Raw genomic sequence first — 18,684 nt, 5'->3', positions numbered from 1 at the left:
AAATCGATTGACACTAAAATAGTTTTATCATAAAATTAGTTGCATCTTACAAGTGGAAAGAGGAGGAAGTTTTTATGTCCGATGTAAGCGGTCAAAAGATCGCTGAGCTTTTTTTTAGTCTAAAGGTGAATATCACCTTTTGGAGCAAGCTTCATTTGGAGCAGGTGTTTAGCATAAATGGGAAAGGAGAGGTAGGAAAATTAACAATGCAGCAATTTCATTTCCTCCTTTGTATTCGAGATTTAGGCATAAATACCGTTTCCCAAATTTCAAATTCTTTTTGCCTTAGCAAAAGCAGTACGTCCCTAAGCATTGCAAAGCTAGTAAAAAAAGGCTATTTAGAAAAAGAATTGCCTTCCAATGATGATGACGGTCGAAAAATTTACTTCCGTTTAACCGATAAGGCAAATGCTACTGTGGATGCTACCCAAAATGCCCTCATGAACATTACCAGCAGCTACTTTGATTCGTTTGATGATGAAACGAAACAGACCTTATATCATCACCTAAGTGCAATCAATCAATTAATCATATCAGGAGGAACCTTAAAATGAACCAAAAGCTAATTGTTTTAAGTCTTTGTACTGTTCTTTTGGCGGGCTGCGCCAATGGGGCAAGCGAAGAAGAAACACCTGTATTACGTAGTGTTGAAGTCGCCGCCGTTGGAATAGACTCAATTTCCAATGCGTTCTCTTATTCAGGAAAGGCTGCCGCAGTAAAAGAGATTTCCGTTGTTACCACCGTTGCTGGCAAAGTCATGTCCTACAACTTTGAGGTTGGCGATACTGTAAGAGAAAATCAAGTTCTTTTTACCGTTGATTCCTCCAATTTGACCGACCAGCTGCGCAGTTCCGAAGCAAACTATAAGGCTTCAGCCCTTAGCCTTGAAAATGCAGAAAAAATCTATAACAACAACCAAGTGCTTTTGGAACAAGGCATTATTTCCAAAAACGAAATGGATCAAATTAAGCTGTCCTATGATTCTGCAAAGGCAAGTATGGAAGCGTTGGATATCAGCTTGGATGTTTTGAAAAAACAAATCGGCGATTGCACCGTCACCTCACCAATGAGCGGTGTTATTGTGCAAAGAAATGTGGAGCGCGGCAGCTTTATCAGCCAGGCTACCCCCGCTTATGTCATTATGGATCTTTCTACAATTAAAGTTGAGGTGGGTGTTTCCGAACAGGCAGTAAATTCCATTCACGTTGGAGATGAAGTGCAAGTATCCATGAGCGCCGTTTCTGACACTCCGTTGATTGGAAAGGTTTCTACCATAAGTCCTGCCTCCGGTCAAGCAGGTACATATTCTGTGAAGGTTGAGCTTAACAACAAGGATGGAAGCATTAAAGCCGGCATGCTGGCTGATGTCAGCTTTACAAAGGAAAAGGCGGAGGCCGTTGTGGTATTGCCAAGAAGCGCAGTCCTCACGAAAAATGATGAAACCTATGTTTATGTTGTTGAGGGTGATATTGCAAAGAAAACCCTGGTAACCACCGGAATTGATACGGGAGAAACCATTGAAATCACCTCCGATTTGCCTGCTGGCACACTGGTAGTTACCCGCGGTCAAACCTACATTTCCGACGGCGAACAGGTCGCCCTTCAAGACCCGGCCGCTTCAGCAGAAAGCTCCTCAGAAAATACGGCAAAGGGGGAATAAATTATGTTTTCCAGAATCTCCATACGCCGACCTGTCACCACAATCATGGTGACGCTGATGGTATTTATTGCAGGTATTGTGGCTTATACCAGCCTAAATCTGTCCTTAATGCCTAACGTTGACATTCCCGTTGTGCTGGTGAGTACCTCTTATGTAGGCGCAGGCCCCGAAGAAATTGAAAACATTGTTTCCAAGCCTTTGGAAAATGCCCTTGGCACAGTAAACAACGTGGATACCGTAACCTCCATATCCAATTCCGACACTTCGTTAATCATCGTTCAATTTGTGGACGGTACGGATATTGACATGGCCTCCCTAGATTTACGAGATGTACTAGACCGAGCAAAATATTCTTTACCTGACGATGTTAACGATCCTATTATCTTTAAAATAGATATGAACGCCATCCCCATTTATTTAGGGGTTACCGCCGATCATCTTGACTTAAAGGAGCTTAACGACCTGTTGGAAGACAATATTATGCCCCGCTTGGAGCGTATTGAAGGTGTTGCCTCTATTGATTCCTACGGCGGCATTGAAAAAGAAGTGGCTATTACCATTGATCCAACGAAGCTTGCCGGATACAATTTGAACATCAGCGCTCTTTCTCAAGTTTTAGCCGCAGAAAATATGAACCTTCCCTCCGGCACCCTTTCCCAAGGGGAAACCAAGCTGCAGGTGCGTACCATGGGACAATTCTCCTCTGTTGATGAAATCAGGGATCTGCCCATTGCCACACCCTCCGGCGCAATTATTCAGCTAAGCGATGTGGCAACCGTTGTGGAAACGGAAAAGGACGAAGAATCCATCTCCTATGTCAACAATCAAAAGGGTATGCTGATTGCAGTAAACAAGCAGTCTACGGCAAATTTAGTTAAAACAAGCGATAAGATTGAAAAAGAATTAAATAAAATTTCAAAGGAATATCCTGATCTAAAGATCAGCATTGTCATGGATACCTCAGACTATATTAAGGACTCCATTTCAAACGTAACCCAAACCGCATTCCTGAGTGCCCTGATTGCATTCTTTGTACTGATGTTATTCTTAAAAAATCCTGTTACCTCGGGAATTATTGCCGTATCCATTCCCACATCAATCTTAAGCACCTTTGCCTTGATGTATTTGGCGGGTATGTCCTTAAATATCATCTCCATGGGCGGTGTCGCCATCGGTATTGGTATGCTGGTTGACAACTCTATTGTTGTTTTAGACAGCATTTACCAATATTATGAACGGGGCTATTCACCAAAGGAAGCAGCGGAAATCGGTGCAAAAGAAGTTACCATGGCAATTACCGCTTCTACCTTAACAACAGTTGCGGTATTCTTACCCATTGCTTTCACCAAAGGCTCCGTCGGACAGCTTTTGCAAAACCTATCCTTCTCGGTTACCTTTGCCCTGTTATCCTCCCTTGTAGTTGCCATTACCTTCGTTCCCATGGCAAGTGCTTTAATGCTGCAAAAGGATAAGAAAACAAAATTACGAAAATACAAAAAATTCTCCGCCGGCCTTGTTCTGTGGGATAAAATTTTAGATTACATCACCCAAATATATGACCATCTCCTACGTTGGGCTTTGGCAAACCGTAAAAAAACGGTTCTCCTCATTCTGCTCGTCTTTATTGGCAGTTTGGCTACGGTACCCATGACGGGAATGGACTTTATGGAGGAAATGGATGAAGGTACAGCTAATATTTCCATTACCCTGCCCAACGGCACTTCCCTGGATACCACAGAGGAGGTTGTTTTGGAGGCCCTTTATCGCCTGCAAACCATACCTGAGGCAGAAACGGTTTATGCCAATATCGGTTCTGACTCCATGTCCAGCAATAGCGCAGCCGCAAGTATTTATATGAATTTGGTATCCAAAAACCAGCGCAGCCGCAGTACCTCAGAGGTTTGTGAGGAAATCAAAACGCTATTGGGTAATATTCCGGGAATGGAACTTTCCGTATCCGCATCCCAATCGGCAATGGGCAGTAGCAGCAGTGCCGATGTAACCTTTAATGTTTACGGCTATGACAATAATGTTTTGATGGACGTAGAGAACGATATTGTGGAACTTATCAGCAATATTAATGGCTTTAGCGATGTGGAAGGCTCAACGGGCACCACCGTTCCCGAAGCAAGAGTTGTAATTGATCGAAGCAAGGCCTCCCATTATGGTATTACCACCGCTGCCATTGCCAATACTTTAAGCACGGCAATCTCCGGAACCACGGCAACCAAATATAAGGTGGACGGCAACGAGTTGGATGTGGTATTGCGCTACGATACAACACAGCTGAATTATCTGGCGGACTTAAATAACCTAACGGTCACATCAGCAAGCGGTTCTCAAATTCCTCTTACTGACGTTGCCAACGTAGAAATCAGCGAAAGCGCAACCTCTATTACTCGCGAAAACCAAAAGAATTATATTACAATCAGTGCCAACACTAAGGATATGAGCGCAAGCGAGGCACAAAAATTGATTGATGGAGCCATGGCTTCTTATAATTTCCCTGATGGTTGCAGCTACGCTTATTCCGGCAACATGGAAATGATGATGGATTCCTTTAGAAGCTTAATGCTCTGTATGATAATTGGGGTGCTTTTGGTTTACATGATTATGGCTTCCCAGTTTGAATCCCTGCGTTATCCTTTTATCGTTATGTTTTCCATGCCTTTGGCAATTACCGGCGGTATTTTGGGTCTGTTCCTTACAGGGCATACCATAACAACGCCAGCCTTTATGGGCTTTGTCATGCTCATCGGTATGGTTGTTAATAACGGTATCGTATTAGTAGATTATGCAAATCAGCTGATGGGCCGCGGCTTAAGCTGCTATGATGCTTTGGTAACGGCAGGACCCAGACGTTTGCGCCCCATTTTAATGACCACCTTGACTACCATTTTGGGTATGCTTCCTATGGCATTAAGCATGAGAGAAGGCGGCGAAATGATGAAAAGCTTGGCCATCGGTGTTATTTTCGGCCTCGCCTTTTCCACCGTTGTAACCCTTGTGTTTATTCCCATTATTTACATATGGATGAATGAAAGAAAAGAGCGGAAAAAACAAAAGAAAGAAGCACGAAAAGAGAAAAAGGCATTAAAAGCACAAAAAAAAGCAACGGTATAACATAATTAAAATTTTGTATTGCTTTTTCCTATGTAAAAACGATATACTTAAGTAAGCATGGAAGTACCGTTTATTGATAAAATAAGCGGTACTTTGCTATGTTAAGTTGCCAAGAAAGGAAACGCACAATGAAGCTTACAAAAATATCAGAACATATTTATTATATGGAGCATGATCCTGAAACCGACCGCCCCGCCTTGGGCTATGTGAAAGGGGAAAAAGGAGGTTTTATGATGGATGCAGGCAATTCCTCTGCCCATCATCATCACTTCATAGAAAAATTGCAGGAAAATCAGCTTCCGCCTCCCCGCTATCTTTCTATAACCCATGCCCATTGGGATCATAGCTTTGGTCTTTGGGCAACCAATGCGGCGACCATTGCCGGAGGAAAAACCAATAAAGAGCTGGAGAAAATGTCCCATTGGGCGTGGGATGATGAAGCCATGGAAAAACGCCTGAAAACAGGGGAGGATTCCCTTTTTGCCCACACCCATATTTGCAAGGAATATACCCACCGCAGCGACATTAAAGTAAAAACGGCGGAAATCAGCTTTAATGGCTCCATGACCATTGATCTGGGGGACATTACCTGTATATTAAGAGAAATTGTTTCGCCCCACTGTCGGGATTCTGTGGTATTTATCATTCCTCAAGATAGCGTCATCTTTCTGGGGGACTCCTATTGCTCCGTTCCCCAAGGGGAGGAATGGGTTTATGATAAGGTTTTACTCACCGCATACATTGACGAATTGGAAAAAATCGACTTCCGCCTTGCCATCAAGGGACACCATCCCCCTCAAACTAAGGAGGAGCTTTTGGCTGAGCTTAAGGCAGAGTGGAAAAAGCTTTGAGCCTCAACGCAATAAGAAAAAAGCCTGTATTGCTTAAGATTTGCCTTGCAAATCCCCACAATACAGGCTTTTGTTTTATTCTTTTTGCAAAAATGGCCAGTGTTTCCATGCCGCCTGTAAAGGGGCGGGCTTCTATGCATTCAATAAAAATTCCCTAAAATTCATACTTCATGGTAAACGAAATAATTCCCGCTTCCTTGGGGGCAATGGTTTCCGGTGGCAAATAAAATGCAATACCATCTGCCGTCAAGTAAAACCCAACCTTATCCATGCACTTCTCCAAGCGCTTTTTTGCATCTGAATAAAAACCTGTGGGTTTTTCATCAATAAGTGTACCAAAGGAGGTACTCCAAAAAGCCTCTATCTCCTTTTGACTGTCATCTATGAGATCAGAAAGCTTTTGCTCCTTCCCGTTTTTAGCAGAGAAGGTATGGGACGAACAACTCCTCACTGTTTCACTTCCCCCGGTATACCCAGTGCTTGTTCCGTAAAAGGATACCAGGGCACTGTCCTCCCTCGTTATCTCATAGGAACCCACGGAATAATAGGGTGCAAAGGAATTGCCCGCTGCCTTTGCCCCTTCATAATCCTTTTTCGCTTTTGCACCATAAGTATTCACAAAATCTTTGGCAAGTTCTTCCGCTTCAGCCAAAAGGACTTTTTCCATTTGAGCCGCATACTGATTACTGCTTTGGGCAAGGGACATTTTATAGGATAAAACAACGGTACCATCCTCTGCCTCAACTGTGGTGGAATAGCTGTTTTGTGTTGCATCCTCTGCAGAGAAAATGGTTATCACATACCCAACGGAATCCCAATTCACCTCCGCATCAAAAGCCTCGGCAATGGCACGCACAGGCACCATAGTTCTGTCGTTCACAATTTGTGCAGGCACATCCATGCTATAGACGAGCTGTCCGTTTTTATAGAGCCCTGTTTGTCCAATAACCAAAACAAAGGAATCTCCGTCTTTTGTTGAAGTAACCGTTTTGGTAGGCTCATACCAGCTAACCTCACTGCCCAAGGCCTGAAAAATGGCACGCATGGGCACCAGCGTACGGTCATTTATAATGATAGGGGCTTGGTCAAAGGAAACCGCCTGACTATCCACATATACATTGATGGGCGGATGTGCAAATGCCGACGTTGCAAAGAGAAAACTTACCGTTAGTGCCATCAACAACCTCTTTTTCATGGTTTCACCTCTTTTTTAGCTTTCCCGTGCCAAAATTTCTTCCTCTTTTACCAGTTCCTCTGCCTTTAGGGCATATTTCATGGCTAAACCGCCGCAATAGCCGATAATTTCCATGCAATTTTTCTTTCTTGCCTTTCCTTCAAACTCGCCCAGTGGAGATGAAAGCTCCTTACAAATTAAGGTTCCATAGTGATCCTCAATTTCCTCCACCATTTCCCCCACCAGAGAATAAACGCCTTTTAGCTCTAAAATTCTCTCTCTCACCGTTTCTTTTGCAAAGGGATCCTTTCTGCCGATCACACTGCTCAACGCCATAACCGCCCCAGTGATTGCACCGCAGGTATTTTTTGTTTCCCCCATGCCCGAGCCAAAACCCGTTGCCAGCGCCATGCATTCCCTTGGCATATCCTTATTGTAGATATCCAAAAAGGTACACATAATGCATTCTGTGCAATTTAGCCCCTGGCGAAAATAGTTACTGCTATTTTGCGTTGCCTGCTCCACCAGCGTCAACTCGTTTTGTTCTTCACTCATGAAAAAGCCTCCTATCCATATTTTTCATTCGTAACAAAGTTACGGAATCTCTCATGCGTCTTATGTTATTATCATACCATAAAAACACAAAACCCGCTTTATTTTTGAAAGGAATTATGATATGAAAAAAATAGTAAAAATTGATATTAATCGATGTCCCCAAAACCACCGCTGCCCCTCTGTACGGGCTTGTCCTGTGGGGGCTTTGACCCAAAAAAACATTTTTTCCGCCCCCGTTGTTCATGAGGACAATTGCATCGGCTGCGGTAGATGCGCTATGGTTTGTCCCAAAAAAGCTTTATTTATGACACAGGAGGTTTGATATGAAAAAAATTGCAACCTTAGCGGCAAATGCTTGCGTATCCTGCGGCTGCTGCGAAAAGTCTTGTCCGAAAAATGCCATTGCCGTTTATAACGGCATCTTCGCCAAGGTAGAAAAGTCCCTTTGCATTGGCTGTGGGCTGTGTGTGAAAGCCTGTCCCGCAGATATCATTTCGTTAAAGGAGGTTCCACCCATTGACTAAGAAAAAAAATTGGTACGACTATCTATGGATTGCTTCTTTACTCTATATCTTCCTAGGTTTTTTTAATATCTTGTTTGCATGGCTTGGGTTGATTTGCTTTTTTATTCCCCTCATTATGTCCCTGACCGGCGGCAAAAAAGGCTATTGCAACCGTTATTGCGGCAGAGGTCAGCTTCTTTCTATCTTAGGAAAGCGGTTCTCAAAAAATCTGCCCATTCCCAAATGGCTTTACAGCAAATGGTTCCGTTATGGATTTTTGGTATTTTTTCTCACCATGTTTGCCAATATGCTGTTTTCCACCTATTTGGTTTTCGCAGGCACCCATGGTTTACGAGAAACCATTACCCTACTTTGGAGCTTTTCTCTGCCTTGGCACTTCGCCGCCTCGGCTGCGCCGATTGCCGACTGGGTAAAGCAGTTTGCCTTTGGCTTTTACAGCCTTATGCTTACTTCAACCTTGCTAGGACTGGTGACCATGGTTTTATTCCGCCCCCGCAGCTGGTGCGTTTACTGCCCCATGGGGACGATGACACAGCTTGTATGTAAAGCAAAATATAAGGAGTAATTCTTTTATCCCCCTCCAAGGGTATCGTTGGCAGCAATGATACCCTGATTTATAAAATAGCATACAGCTCTTTTTTATCCAGCAAATGAATACAGCCACGTTCTACGGAAATTAGTTTTTTTTCCTTCATCCGCTTTAGCGTGCGGCTGACCGCTTCTCTGGCACTGCCGATGTTTTCTGCAATTTGCTCTTGGGTTAAATAAAGGGCGTCGCTTTTGCGCTGACTGCTTTCATCCAAAAGATAGGCTGCCAGACGCTGCTCTAAGTTCAAAAACATCATTTGCTGTACTCCTTCCACGAGAGAGGACATGCGCTCCATCATTAACTCTAGGGAGAAGTTTTTTACATAAATATTTTGCTGCTCTACATCGGCAAAAACCTCTGTGGGTACAAGTAAAAGGCGGCAGTCTGCACAGGCCTCCACCTCGACATCAAAAGTAATTTGGGACATGGCACAGGCCATAGTCAGCATACAAAACTCCCCCTCACGCAGGCGGAAAATTGTTGCTTTTTTTCCTTCCTCGGAAATCAAATAGGCCCGCACCGCACCCTCCAATACCTGCACCATACCTAAGGACCCTTTGATGGGGGTATAAATTAAATCACCTTCTTCAAACTCCAGAATTTTTATATTTTTTTGTAAATAATCTTTTTCGTTCTCTGTAAGATGGGGAAAAAAGGGCAGCCCTTCTATTGCATTGGGAAACATATATCCTCCTCCTTTTTTGGTGATACAATGGCTTCGCTTGCTTTGATTTTATGTTATTGTTTAAATATTGTCAAGGACACCTTCCTTGACGCAGCCCTTCCTTCATGCTAAAATCCAGCCATAACATAGACGGAGGTACAAAAGATGAAATCTGAATTAGCGCTTTTACAAAAACTACCCCTTTTTCGGGGAATTGCCCCCCAAGGGTTGGAAACTATGCTGGATTGCTTTTCGGGGGAATTTATTTCCTTGAAAAAGGGCGAAAAGCTATATGGCGAAAAAAACAGGGCGGTTTGCGTCATTTTGGGGGCAGCTTCCGGCCTAGAAATCGGGCGCATTGCCCCCATGGTCGCAAAGGACAGCCCTTTTTTGGCCACAGAGGATAGTCTTGTTTTGGTCATGGAGAGCCATATGCTCCTTTATCCTTGCTACGGCTGCTGCTTTTTCCATGCCCAATTATTGGAAAATATGCGAGAGGACGGTATTGATTTTCAAGCCTTTAACAAATAATTTTTTTTGGTTTTTTATGCTTTTTAAAAAAGCAAAACTTTCATTTATTTTATGAAAACCGAAGCCTTTCTATGCTCAATCCCTATGCGGGTGCGGATATAGTACAAAAGCACAGCCAAACCCGCTGTCTTGTTTATGTGCATATGGCTGTCAGCCCTCAATTTATCTCTCGGGTAATCTCCCTGGGCAATGGCGTTAAAATCATGGGTACTGGGGCGATGGGGAAATAATACAAAACCGGATACAGGAATTAAAGGTTCCATATTTATAGCAAAAAAGCATCCCCTTCGTTGTTTTGTACAACCAAAGAGATGCTTTTATTTTATCTTAATGTAATCGTAATTTCCAAGGTATCCTCATTTAATGCCATAATGGAAATTTTTCCTCTATGCTGCTCAACTATGGCGTTTGCAATGGAAAGACCTAAGCCATAGCCTCCCGTTTGCCTGCTTCTTGAGGCATCGGTGCGATAAAAACGCTGCAAAAGAATATTCATATTCCCAGTTTTCTCTAAATAAGCCTTATTTTTTATGGTTAGCTTCCCACCGGAAGAAAGTGCCACCTCAATAGGCGAATTTTCCTTTGAATGCTTCACGCTATTATCCAAAAGAATATAAATCAATTGGCGCAGCTGATCCTCATTCCCGTTTACCATTACCTTGGGGCAAATAGCCGCTTGAATGGTCTTGTCCTGTCCTTGGGCACAGGCCTCCATTTCATCGCAAACCTCTGTAATAATCTGGGAAAAATCAAGGCTTTCCATAGAAATTTGCACCTGTCCTTCCTCCATTTTTGCAAGGGTGGTCAGCTGATTGGTCAAGCGGGTAAGACGTTCTATCTGATGCTTTATGCTTTGTGTCCATTGGCTTTCCCCGTGTTCCATTTCTATGACCTCTGTGTTTGCATCGATAATAGACAAGGGTGTTTTCAATTCATGCCCCGCATTGGTGATAAAAGTTTTCTGCTTTTCATAGCTTTCCGTCATAGGCCGTACGGCTGTTTTTGAAAAAATAATAATCAAAAGGCAAACAGCAAAAAACCCTGCGCCGCCAACATAAATGCTGTTTAGCAAAAAGTTGTTCATAAAAAATAAGTCCTTAGTACAGTCTAGAAAAACAACCATCTTGCCCTCGTCCAGCTCTGTAATACAGTAGCGATAGGCACCCCAAAACCCTTTTGTCTTCCCCTTTTCCATCACAGAATTGGTCATCTGCGTTGCTTCCTCTATGGAGATTGCAGCAATGTTATTCAGGTTCATTCCCGTTTGCTCTAAATCCTCAGTTAATGTAACGGAAAAATATCGGGTTGAAAAAGGATCCTCCGGGGTAAAATCCATTCGCTTTGACGGAACAGGCTGACCTTCGGTTTCCGTCTTATTTTCCGGAATCGGCTGGCTTTTAGGCTTGTCCTTATGTACCTTAGGAAAAGTGCCGTTATTTTCTGCAATGACAGATAATGTTCTATCTGCATTATCCGTCATGTTGCTGTAATTCCAAACATTAATGCACACAAGAAAGGAAAAAAGTACGATAAATACACTTAAGGATGCAATTGCAATAAAGCGAAGCCTCAATTTTTTGCTCATGCTTTAACCTCCAGTGTATAGCCCAAATTTCTGGCAGATTTAATCTGCACATTTGCTCCTACCGTGTTTAAGCGTCGGCGCAAGTAGGAAATATAAACCCAAACCACACTCAGCTCCGCTTGGGTATCATAGCCCCAAATGCGTTCCAAAAAACGCTCCGCAGAAATCAACTGATTGAGATTCAGCATCATCAATTCCATCATTTGAAATTCCTTGCCCATTAGACGAAGCTGTCCCGCTTCGGTGGAAAGGACAAATGTGCTGCGATCCAGTGTTATATTTCCAAAGGTTAACTGATTATCTCCCCCAACCTCTGTTTTTCTGGTCATCGCCCGCAATCTAGCTATCAGCTCCTTCATGGCAAAGGGTTTTGTCAAATAATCATTTGCACCGCTGTCTAGCCCTAAAACCCGATCGTCCACCTCGGATTTGGCTGTAAGCATTAATACGGGAATAGGGTTCTTTCTCTCCCTCAGCTTTTTTAACACCGTCAGCCCATCCACTTTGGGCATCATAATATCTAATATCACGCCATCATAATTGTCCGCCTCCAAATAATCCAAGGCATCGGCCCCGTCATAAACAGCATCCACAGAAAAGCCGCTTCTTTGTAAAATGGTTACCAAAGCGTTAGAAAGCTCTTTTTCATCCTCGGCCAATAAAATACGCATGGGTTCTCACCTCCGGTTGGTAAATCTTAATCTTTTTTTCTATTGTAACATACTTCATTTTGAAAAAAAGACCTATCTGTATTAGCAATAGGTCTTTTTTAATCAATATTTTGAATAAGAGTAAAATATTGATGGGGGTCAAATACTTTGCTTACTCATAGTAACATTGAAAGCTTAAATGAAGTTAAAATTTTAATCTTTTTTAATTTACAACCATAATGCGTAGTTTTTAACTGCTTTATGTAACAAATTTTTTTATAAAATTCTTCCCTTGGTTCACAAATTTTGTGTGTCTATAAAGAATCCACCATTTTACGCCAAGTGGGAAGGGATATTTTTTTATGAAGCTGTTATTTCGTCGTTTGTGTGCCGTTTTGGGCTGTAGTTCTATCGGGCTTCGTTCCCGTCATAGTACCATTATTCCCTCTGTTGCCAAAAGAATTCGTTGCAGTACCTGAGGTATAGCTTAATCCATCCATGGTAAAGGTCTGGGTTTCAGAGCCCATGGTTATAGTATAGGTGGAGCCACTCTTTAACAGTGGACTGGAAATCAAAACCGTAGGATAAGCTCTTGTTGGTGTATAGCTTAAAATAGTTGTGTTCCCACTTTTTACTGTGATTGCACCTGTCTGGGATGAGGTTAAATGAAACTGTGCCCAACCCTGTGTTGTGTCTGTACCAAAGCCGTTAAACATTCCATTGGAACCGCAGGCAACAATGATTCCTCCTGTCACCGTAACGCTGCCATCACTGTCAATGGGTGAATCTGCGCCGCTTTCAGCTCCTGTAATATAAATTTCTCCGCCGGTAATGTTGATTGTTCCGTTGGAATCTATACTATCACCCTTTGTATCAAGGGTAATTTTCCCACCGCTAATGGTGATGTCACAATTTGCATTTGCACCAAAGCCGCCGCCATTTCCCATGCGTCCGCCTCCAAAATTTGCATTTTCTGTTGCTGTCTCAGTTCCATCAGCAGCAGGGGCTTGACCGTTTGCCTGTGGTGCGTTTGCAGAGTCAAAGGTTGGTCTTTCGCCGTTTTCTGTAGGTGCGTTTGCAGGGTCAAAGGTTGGTCTTTCGCCGTTTTCTGTAGGTGCATTTGCTGCATCAAAGGCCGGTCTTTCGCCGTTTGCCATAGGGTTTTGCCCGCCACCCATTGCAGTATCTTCTGTATCCTCGCCGCTTTCTGCCGCATTGATACCGTCATCGGATGCAACAATATGAATCGTACCTGCGGAAATAAGCACGGTTTCGCCTTCAATGCCTTCGTAGCTGGTTGTAATATTAATGGTGCCATCCTCAATAATTGTAGCTGCATCGGCATGGAAGCCGTCATCTCCTGTAGCAATGGTATAGGTACCATTTTTCACCGTCAAATTCCCGTTGGAATGAAAAGCATCATCTGCACAATCCAAGGTAAAGGTGCCCTTTGTAAGCAACAGGTTTCCACCTGCCTTTATCCCCTTTGCACTGGCATCCGCATCCGTTAGGGTAGCAGTAGCGCCGCCGCCTGTTTTGATTTGGAAGGTACCATCATCAACCTGCAAAATTGCCGCAGAATCAAAGCCATCGCCTTGGGCTGTAATCGTATAACTGCCGCCACCCACATAGGTAAAGCCCTTTGTGGCGTCATCCTTATTTTCGCTGTGGAAGCCATCCTTGCCAGAAGTTATCTGGAAGGTACCATCTGCAATGGCAATACTATCTTTTCCGGCAAAGCCATGCGCCGCCGCAGTAACCTTATAAGTACCTCCTGTAATGGTAAGGTCATCCTTTCCAACCACGCCGCTGCCGTAGGCTGCGTTGATGGTTAAGGTGCCACTGCCGTTGATCGTGAGGTCATCCTTTGCATAAATAACACCGTCAATGCTGTTATCATCAATGGCAACAAACTCGTTTTTGTTGGAAAGGGTATTTGTTGTGTTTGCAGCCAGGGTGATAAACACCTTATCCGCCTGACGAACGTATATGGCAGCACTTGTATCACAATTAATGGTTACACCCTTTAGCACCAGCTGAACCTTGTCGGTATCCTCGGCGTCGATAATAATTTGCCCATTGGTCAGCTGCCCGCTTAAAACATAAACACCTTCCTCCTTTATGGTTACTTTTGCTCCGCTGATACTCACCTTAGAGCTGTCGGAAGTGGTGGCTTTTGTGGTGCTTAGCGCAACAGAAACAGCCTCGCTTTCATCATAGGTTGCCGCTTTATCTCGGCTTGTAAATAAATCCTCGGGGTTTAGGGCTGTAAGCTGTGTTGCTGTTGTGTCAGTTGCTGCTACATCTGTTGTTTCACCCTTTGCCGTTGCCTGATTACAGCTGCATAATAAGCAAGCCATGGTTACGACGGCCAAAGCCGTTCTTTTTCTTTGCTTCATATTAAATGTCCTCCTTATAATTCATTGTGGTTTAAAGGTCTGGATAGACTGATTTCTAAGTTCCCGTTGCGAACGCGAATTGCGTCCATCATCTTCTTTTCTGCCACGCCGTCCTTTATCGTTACAAGATAAGTTAAACGGAATAGGCTGCCCAGGTTTGTGGTCTTTACCTCGGTAAGCTCATAGCTTTTAAAGCACTTTACAAAAATATCATCAAAAACATCGGCATAGTCCAAATCCTCAGGGATGGTGATGCGAAGCTGTTTTTGCTGTGTGCTTCCATAAAAATTCTGCATTTTTTCTGTGCTGTAAAATACTTCAACCACACAGAGAATTATTGTGAATAAAATCGCCAAAATTAAGTATCCCATACCAACGGCAAGCCCTGCTGCCATCGCAATGAATATTGCACAAATTTCCTTTGCCGTACCGGGAACAGAACGGAAACGCACCAAGCTAAAAGCTCCGGCAACAGCAACCCCTGCGCCAATATTTCCGTTTACCATAAGGATTACCATACCAACCACAGTTGGTAAAATGGCTAATGTAACCAAAAAACCCGGGGAGCTTTTCCCCTGTTTCTTGTAAGTAAGAGCAATCAAAAACCCGATGAATAACGCAGCCACAATGCAAAGGATAAAGGGTAAAAATGTAATTCCTGTTTCTGTTGTCCCACTTAAAATGTTTTCTGTTAATAAATTAGGCACTGTATCTATTTCTCCTTTCAATATTTTCCTTATTTTTTTGTATCATTTGGGTATATGCTTTTCCATACTTTGAAAAGCTGGTTGCAAAAATATTATTTTCGCTAAAAAATTTTGTTAGCCACATAGGCATTCCCATTCCTGCCTTTACTTCTAAAAGCTGCGTTTTTGGGGGTAAAATTGCCTTGCCGTAGGCACCTTTGCAAAGGCAAATATCATAATCCCGCCAAAGAATGGCGTCATCAAAGGTCATTCGAAATTCGGGATCTTCTTTGCCAAAAAAAGCCTCTCTTTCGTAGGAAAGCAATACCGCTGGCTTTATGGTATATACATGAGTAAAATAATCAATCTCCCGAATAATCTGGGAATCCTTTGGCGGCATATCATCCCGCTCCAGCCAAAGCTTTGCATCCCCCTGGCTCATAGAAACCCTTCTTTTGTAAACAATACCTTTGTATTTTTTCTTTAATTCCACAAAAACCGTTGATTCAGGGGTGGCTGTGCCATAGCTTCGCACACGCAGCTTCTCTTTATAAACGGGTTTCTCCATGGAATGACGGATCAGTTCCTTGTTATCCGTATCATAGTAAATATTCATGATCGTTGATCTTCCAAAGCTGTCGGGGGACATATGCTCCTCCATCAAAGTCTGCAGCTTAATTCTTTGATCATAAGTAATAAAATACTTAACTTCCTTACGCTTAAATGTTGTTGGTGTTCCCATTGCTTTCGCCTCCTTACCTGCTGTTATTTTGCAGGCTTTACTCCGTTTTCCAAGACCAAGTATATTGGGGAAACCTAAAATCTACTTTAAATTTAAAAATTATTTTACAAGAATTTTACAAACAGCTTTTAGCCATATAAAGCTTGCAATTTTAATGAAAAAAGGCATTCAACGGTATTGTTTTCATAAAAAAAGCCCCGAAAGCTTTCATTTCCGGGACTTTTCTTGCTTTTCTATATATACTTTTTGTTTCTGCTTCCACCCATAGGTTGAGTTTTTCTTCCTATATAATTATAATTTGTCTAAACTCATTGTACGAAATACTTCGCAATATTTTTTGAATCCTTCGCTCCCAAGGATGTAGATGTTAGGCATATATGCCAGCCTTTTTTGAGAATATTGAATACGCTCCAGGCCATTGTCCATTGCAGTATGATTACTTAAAGCCACATCCACATTTTTTTCTATTGCCCCAGCCATAAAGTAGTCCAAAGATTTCAGATATTGTTTCACTGCGGTTTTTTCCCAAGGCGGTGTCACCCCTCCCCACAGGGCCGCCATATGCTTTTCTCCGTTTTCCTTTACAGGGAAGATGTAGCTCATACATCCGGGGGTATGACCAGGGGTGGCATAAACGTATATTGTTTTATCGCCAAGGGTGATACTATGACCATCTTTCAGGTAATGGCTAATGGAATAATCCTTCCACGTTTCCGGTCTATCCGGCTTTGTTGGATGCTCCTTCCAGAAAATATCATCCACCTGGGAGAGGTATGTCTCCACATGATATTGGTCAACAAACCACCTTCCGCAGCCTGTATGATCCACATGTCCATGGGTTAAAACCAGTTTTTTGATGGTATCTGGGTTCCATCCCACCTCTTTTATTGCATGAACGATGGCTTCAAATGCCTTTTTTGCGGGCCAAATGGCATCAATCACTATCAGCCCTTCCTTGGACTTTAGTACAAAGCAATTGGTTTCTCTTTGTGCGACAATCAATAGGTCATCAAAAATGAGGGCATGGATAAAAAATGACATATCCTCCATTGCTTTGATGGTTTCAACGGTAATCATTGGTTTTTTCAGTCGATTCATTTATTATGCACTCCTCTATACAATTTTTATTTTAACTTTGTATAGAGGAAAAACGATTCTTTGGAGGCACAGTATCACTTCTTTCATGAATTTTGGTATTTGTTCCTTTGAGGGCTATTTTTTCTTGGAAAATCTAAAATTATATTAGCATATTTTCGAGGGGAAGGAAACCTTAAACACAAATGCCCAACGAAAAAAGGCTTAAAACCTAGGTTTTAAGCCTTTTTATCACAATTGCGGAGGCCAGATTTGAACTGACGACCTTCGGGTTATGAGCCCGACGAGCTACCGGACTGCTCCACTCCGCGGCAATAAAAAATTATGAAGTTACTATGGGCGGAGAAGGATTCGAACCTTCGAAGCTATCGCAACAGATTTACAGTCTGCCCCCTTTGGCCGCTCGGGAATCCACCCATATAAAAAGCCGATGATCGGACTCGAACCGATAACCTGCTGATTACAAGTCAGCTGCTCTGCCAATTGAGCCACATCGGCAAGATACCCGTAAATCGAGTACGAATAATATAATAACACAGGAATTATATTTCGTCAAGCATTTTCTTCTTTCGTCAAATGAACCATTTCTTTTTCTTATATTTTAAAAAAGTCGACTCAGGGAGTTTAAAATATCCGCCAAATATTGCTGCATAAAGCGCAGCACTAAAAGCAAGGATGCAATATAGCAACCAAGGGCAATGGGTTTTTGCAAATGGTACTGCCTTCTGGAAGATGACATTACTTCTAGTATGGACTGAATGCACAAAATTATAAAAAATTGTCCTGCCAAAATTAGAAAATCCTGCATATTTTTACTCCTTTTCCAAAACTTATTAACATACTATGAAATTTTCTCTTTTCAAATGACGTTTTTTCGTTCATAATAATAGAAAAGGAGGGTCTAATATGCACAAAAAAGTAAAGGAAGCGGCACTTTCCCTTTCTGCCGCAGCTGCGGGTCTTTTGGGCGGACTATTTCTTTGGCAAAAAGCTTGTTTTTGGCAAGCACAAAAAAAAGCAGCTATAACGAATTTTGAAATTTACACTTCACCTTTTGGTGATATTGCCTATACAACTATGGGTCATGGCCGCCCTTTGCTGCTCATCCATAGCATGATGCTGGGGACAAGCCTACAGGAGTGGGACATGGTCATTCGTGATTTGGCGAAAAGCTATCATGTTTATGCCATGGACTTACCCGGTTTTGGCGCATCCTTTGTGCCCGGCAAACCCTGGACAGCTTATCAATATGCCCATTGCATTGATGATTTTTTGCAGAAGGTAATCCGGCGACCTGCTTTTATTTTGGCTTCCAACGGCGGTGCAGATATGGCTTTGGTTGCATCCATGCTTTATCCCGCAAAAATAAAGGGTCTGATCCTAGTATCGCCGGAGGGTTTTGGGCGTGGTTTTGCAACAAATGCAGAGGTAAAGCCCCTGCACAGCCTGCTTTTACCTATTTTGGGTACGCAGCATTATCTTTCTGGAACAACAAAAGGTAAAATCAAGGAAATCTTGGAAGAAGCCTTTTTTGCAAAGGAGAACATTTCAAAAGATTTGGTAAATGCCTGCTATTATTCTGCCCGAAGAAGCCAGAAAGCACAGGTTTCATTTGCAACTTTAAAAACCAGCTTTTGGCGTGCGGAAACAAAAGCGGCTTTTTCTGCCCTTAACGTGCCTTTTGAAATTATTTGGGGTGAGGAAAACAAGCTAAATCCCATTTTAAACTTAGAATGGGCCAAAGATGTTCGCCCCGACGGGGAATATGTTGTTTTTGAAGAAGTGGGTAATTTCCCCCATCTTGAAAACAACCAGGCTTTTACTGGTATTATCAAAGATTTTTTGAAATAGAGGAG

At 42.7% G+C, this 18,684-nt stretch carries 19 protein-coding genes and 3 tRNA genes; 9 read left to right on the top strand and 13 right to left on the bottom strand.

The genetic code is table 11. From position 1 onward, the window contains the following. The first annotated feature begins 74 nt into the window (after positions 1–74). The 4 genes from CLNEO_RS01500 to CLNEO_RS01485 all read left to right on the top strand — a co-directional run bounded on the left by CLNEO_RS01500 (position 75) and on the right by CLNEO_RS01485 (position 5,634). Positions 75–554 (top strand): MarR family winged helix-turn-helix transcriptional regulator, encoded by a 480-nt coding sequence (locus CLNEO_RS01500; protein ID WP_066083753.1) that lies wholly within the window; start codon positions 75–77, stop codon positions 552–554. Further along, positions 551–1,660: an efflux RND transporter periplasmic adaptor subunit gene (locus CLNEO_RS01495; RefSeq protein ID WP_066083750.1), complete on the top strand. Its 1,110-nt coding sequence runs from the start codon at positions 551–553 to the stop codon at positions 1,658–1,660. Before CLNEO_RS01500 ends, CLNEO_RS01495 begins: the two co-directional genes overlap by 4 nt. A 3-nt stretch (positions 1,661–1,663) precedes the next feature. Then, a complete protein-coding gene (locus CLNEO_RS01490; protein ID WP_066083748.1) occupies positions 1,664–4,783 on the top strand; it encodes an efflux RND transporter permease subunit in 3,120 nt (1,039 codons plus the stop codon). Between the two features lie 128 nt (positions 4,784–4,911). Continuing rightward, a complete protein-coding gene (locus CLNEO_RS01485; RefSeq protein WP_066083747.1) occupies positions 4,912–5,634 on the top strand; it encodes an MBL fold metallo-hydrolase in 723 nt (240 codons plus the stop codon). Positions 5,635–5,788: 154 nt separating this feature from the next. Here the strand turns inward: CLNEO_RS01485 and CLNEO_RS01480 are convergent, their stop codons facing one another. Next, positions 5,789–6,829, bottom strand: a complete 1,041-nt coding sequence (locus CLNEO_RS01480) for a stalk domain-containing protein (RefSeq protein WP_066083746.1) — start codon at positions 6,827–6,829, stop codon at positions 5,789–5,791. Between the two features lie 15 nt (positions 6,830–6,844). Beyond that, a complete protein-coding gene (locus CLNEO_RS01475; RefSeq protein ID WP_066083743.1) occupies positions 6,845–7,363 on the bottom strand; it encodes a C-GCAxxG-C-C family protein in 519 nt (172 codons plus the stop codon). 121 nt (positions 7,364–7,484) lie between these two features. Here CLNEO_RS01475 and CLNEO_RS01470 point away from each other — a divergent pair, with 121 nt between their 5' ends. The 3 genes from CLNEO_RS01470 to CLNEO_RS01460 are packed head-to-tail and all read left to right on the top strand — an operon-like array spanning position 7,485 to position 8,452. After that, on the top strand, positions 7,485–7,685 hold the full coding sequence (locus CLNEO_RS01470; RefSeq protein ID WP_066083742.1) for a 4Fe-4S binding protein: 201 nt from the start codon (positions 7,485–7,487) through the stop codon (positions 7,683–7,685). A 1-nt stretch (position 7,686) separates the two neighbouring features. After that, on the top strand, positions 7,687–7,887 hold the full coding sequence (locus CLNEO_RS01465) for a 4Fe-4S binding protein (protein WP_066083741.1): 201 nt from the start codon (positions 7,687–7,689) through the stop codon (positions 7,885–7,887). After that, positions 7,880–8,452, top strand: coding sequence for a 4Fe-4S binding protein (locus CLNEO_RS01460; protein ID WP_066083739.1), 573 nt, complete (start codon positions 7,880–7,882; stop codon positions 8,450–8,452). The genes CLNEO_RS01465 and CLNEO_RS01460 overlap by 8 nt, the downstream gene beginning before the upstream one ends. 49 nt (positions 8,453–8,501) lie before the next feature. Here the strand turns inward: CLNEO_RS01460 and CLNEO_RS01455 are convergent, their stop codons facing one another. Beyond that, a complete protein-coding gene (locus tag CLNEO_RS01455; protein ID WP_066083738.1) occupies positions 8,502–9,161 on the bottom strand; it encodes a Crp/Fnr family transcriptional regulator in 660 nt (219 codons plus the stop codon). A gap of 144 nt (positions 9,162–9,305) precedes the next feature. Between CLNEO_RS01455 and CLNEO_RS01450 the strand changes: the two genes are divergently transcribed. Then, a complete protein-coding gene (locus tag CLNEO_RS01450; protein WP_066083735.1) occupies positions 9,306–9,671 on the top strand; it encodes a hypothetical protein in 366 nt (121 codons plus the stop codon). Positions 9,672–9,993: 322 nt separating this feature from the next. On the opposite strand, the gene CLNEO_RS01440 is transcribed toward CLNEO_RS01450, so the two are convergent. From CLNEO_RS01440 to CLNEO_RS01395, 10 genes are all read right to left on the bottom strand, one after another. Next, positions 9,994–11,256 carry a sensor histidine kinase gene (locus CLNEO_RS01440; protein WP_066083730.1) on the bottom strand — a complete coding sequence of 421 codons (1,263 nt, stop codon included), beginning with the start codon at positions 11,254–11,256 and terminating at the stop codon, positions 9,994–9,996. Beyond that, positions 11,253–11,927: a response regulator transcription factor gene (locus CLNEO_RS01435; protein ID WP_066083726.1), complete on the bottom strand. Its 675-nt coding sequence runs from the start codon at positions 11,925–11,927 to the stop codon at positions 11,253–11,255. Before CLNEO_RS01435 ends, CLNEO_RS01440 begins: the two co-directional genes overlap by 4 nt. A gap of 350 nt (positions 11,928–12,277) precedes the next feature. Continuing rightward, positions 12,278–14,305: a carbohydrate-binding domain-containing protein gene (locus CLNEO_RS01430; RefSeq protein ID WP_066083725.1), complete on the bottom strand. Its 2,028-nt coding sequence runs from the start codon at positions 14,303–14,305 to the stop codon at positions 12,278–12,280. Positions 14,306–14,319: 14 nt separating this feature from the next. Continuing rightward, positions 14,320–15,012: a DUF4956 domain-containing protein gene (locus tag CLNEO_RS01425; RefSeq protein WP_066083723.1), complete on the bottom strand. Its 693-nt coding sequence runs from the start codon at positions 15,010–15,012 to the stop codon at positions 14,320–14,322. Next, on the bottom strand, positions 15,005–15,733 hold the full coding sequence (locus CLNEO_RS01420; protein WP_066083720.1) for a polyphosphate polymerase domain-containing protein: 729 nt from the start codon (positions 15,731–15,733) through the stop codon (positions 15,005–15,007). The genes CLNEO_RS01425 and CLNEO_RS01420 overlap by 8 nt, the downstream gene beginning before the upstream one ends. Positions 15,734–16,024: 291 nt before the next feature. Next, a complete protein-coding gene (locus CLNEO_RS01415) occupies positions 16,025–16,831 on the bottom strand; it encodes an MBL fold metallo-hydrolase (RefSeq protein WP_066083719.1) in 807 nt (268 codons plus the stop codon). 234 nt (positions 16,832–17,065) lie between these two features. After that, positions 17,066–17,139 (bottom strand) — tRNA-Met (locus CLNEO_RS01410). A 25-nt stretch (positions 17,140–17,164) separates the two neighbouring features. After that, positions 17,165–17,245 (bottom strand) — tRNA-Tyr (locus CLNEO_RS01405). Between the two features lie 8 nt (positions 17,246–17,253). After that, positions 17,254–17,326: transfer RNA gene (locus tag CLNEO_RS01400), tRNA-Thr, on the bottom strand. A gap of 103 nt (positions 17,327–17,429) precedes the next feature. After that, on the bottom strand, positions 17,430–17,636 hold the full coding sequence (locus tag CLNEO_RS01395; protein ID WP_066083718.1) for a hypothetical protein: 207 nt from the start codon (positions 17,634–17,636) through the stop codon (positions 17,430–17,432). A gap of 98 nt (positions 17,637–17,734) precedes the next feature. Between CLNEO_RS01395 and CLNEO_RS01390 the strand changes: the two genes are divergently transcribed. Further along, the gene (locus CLNEO_RS01390; RefSeq protein ID WP_066083715.1) at positions 17,735–18,679 is read left to right on the top strand and encodes an alpha/beta fold hydrolase; all 945 of its coding nucleotides are present in this window, start codon (positions 17,735–17,737) and stop codon (positions 18,677–18,679) included. The last annotated feature ends 5 nt before the right edge of the window (positions 18,680–18,684 follow it).

Source organism: Anaerotignum neopropionicum, assembly GCF_001571775.1.
Lineage (GTDB): Bacteria > Bacillota > Clostridia > Lachnospirales > Anaerotignaceae > Chakrabartyella > Chakrabartyella neopropionicum.
The sequence above is the reverse complement of the archived record's forward strand: the minus strand, read 5'-3'. Positions and strand labels throughout refer to the sequence as shown.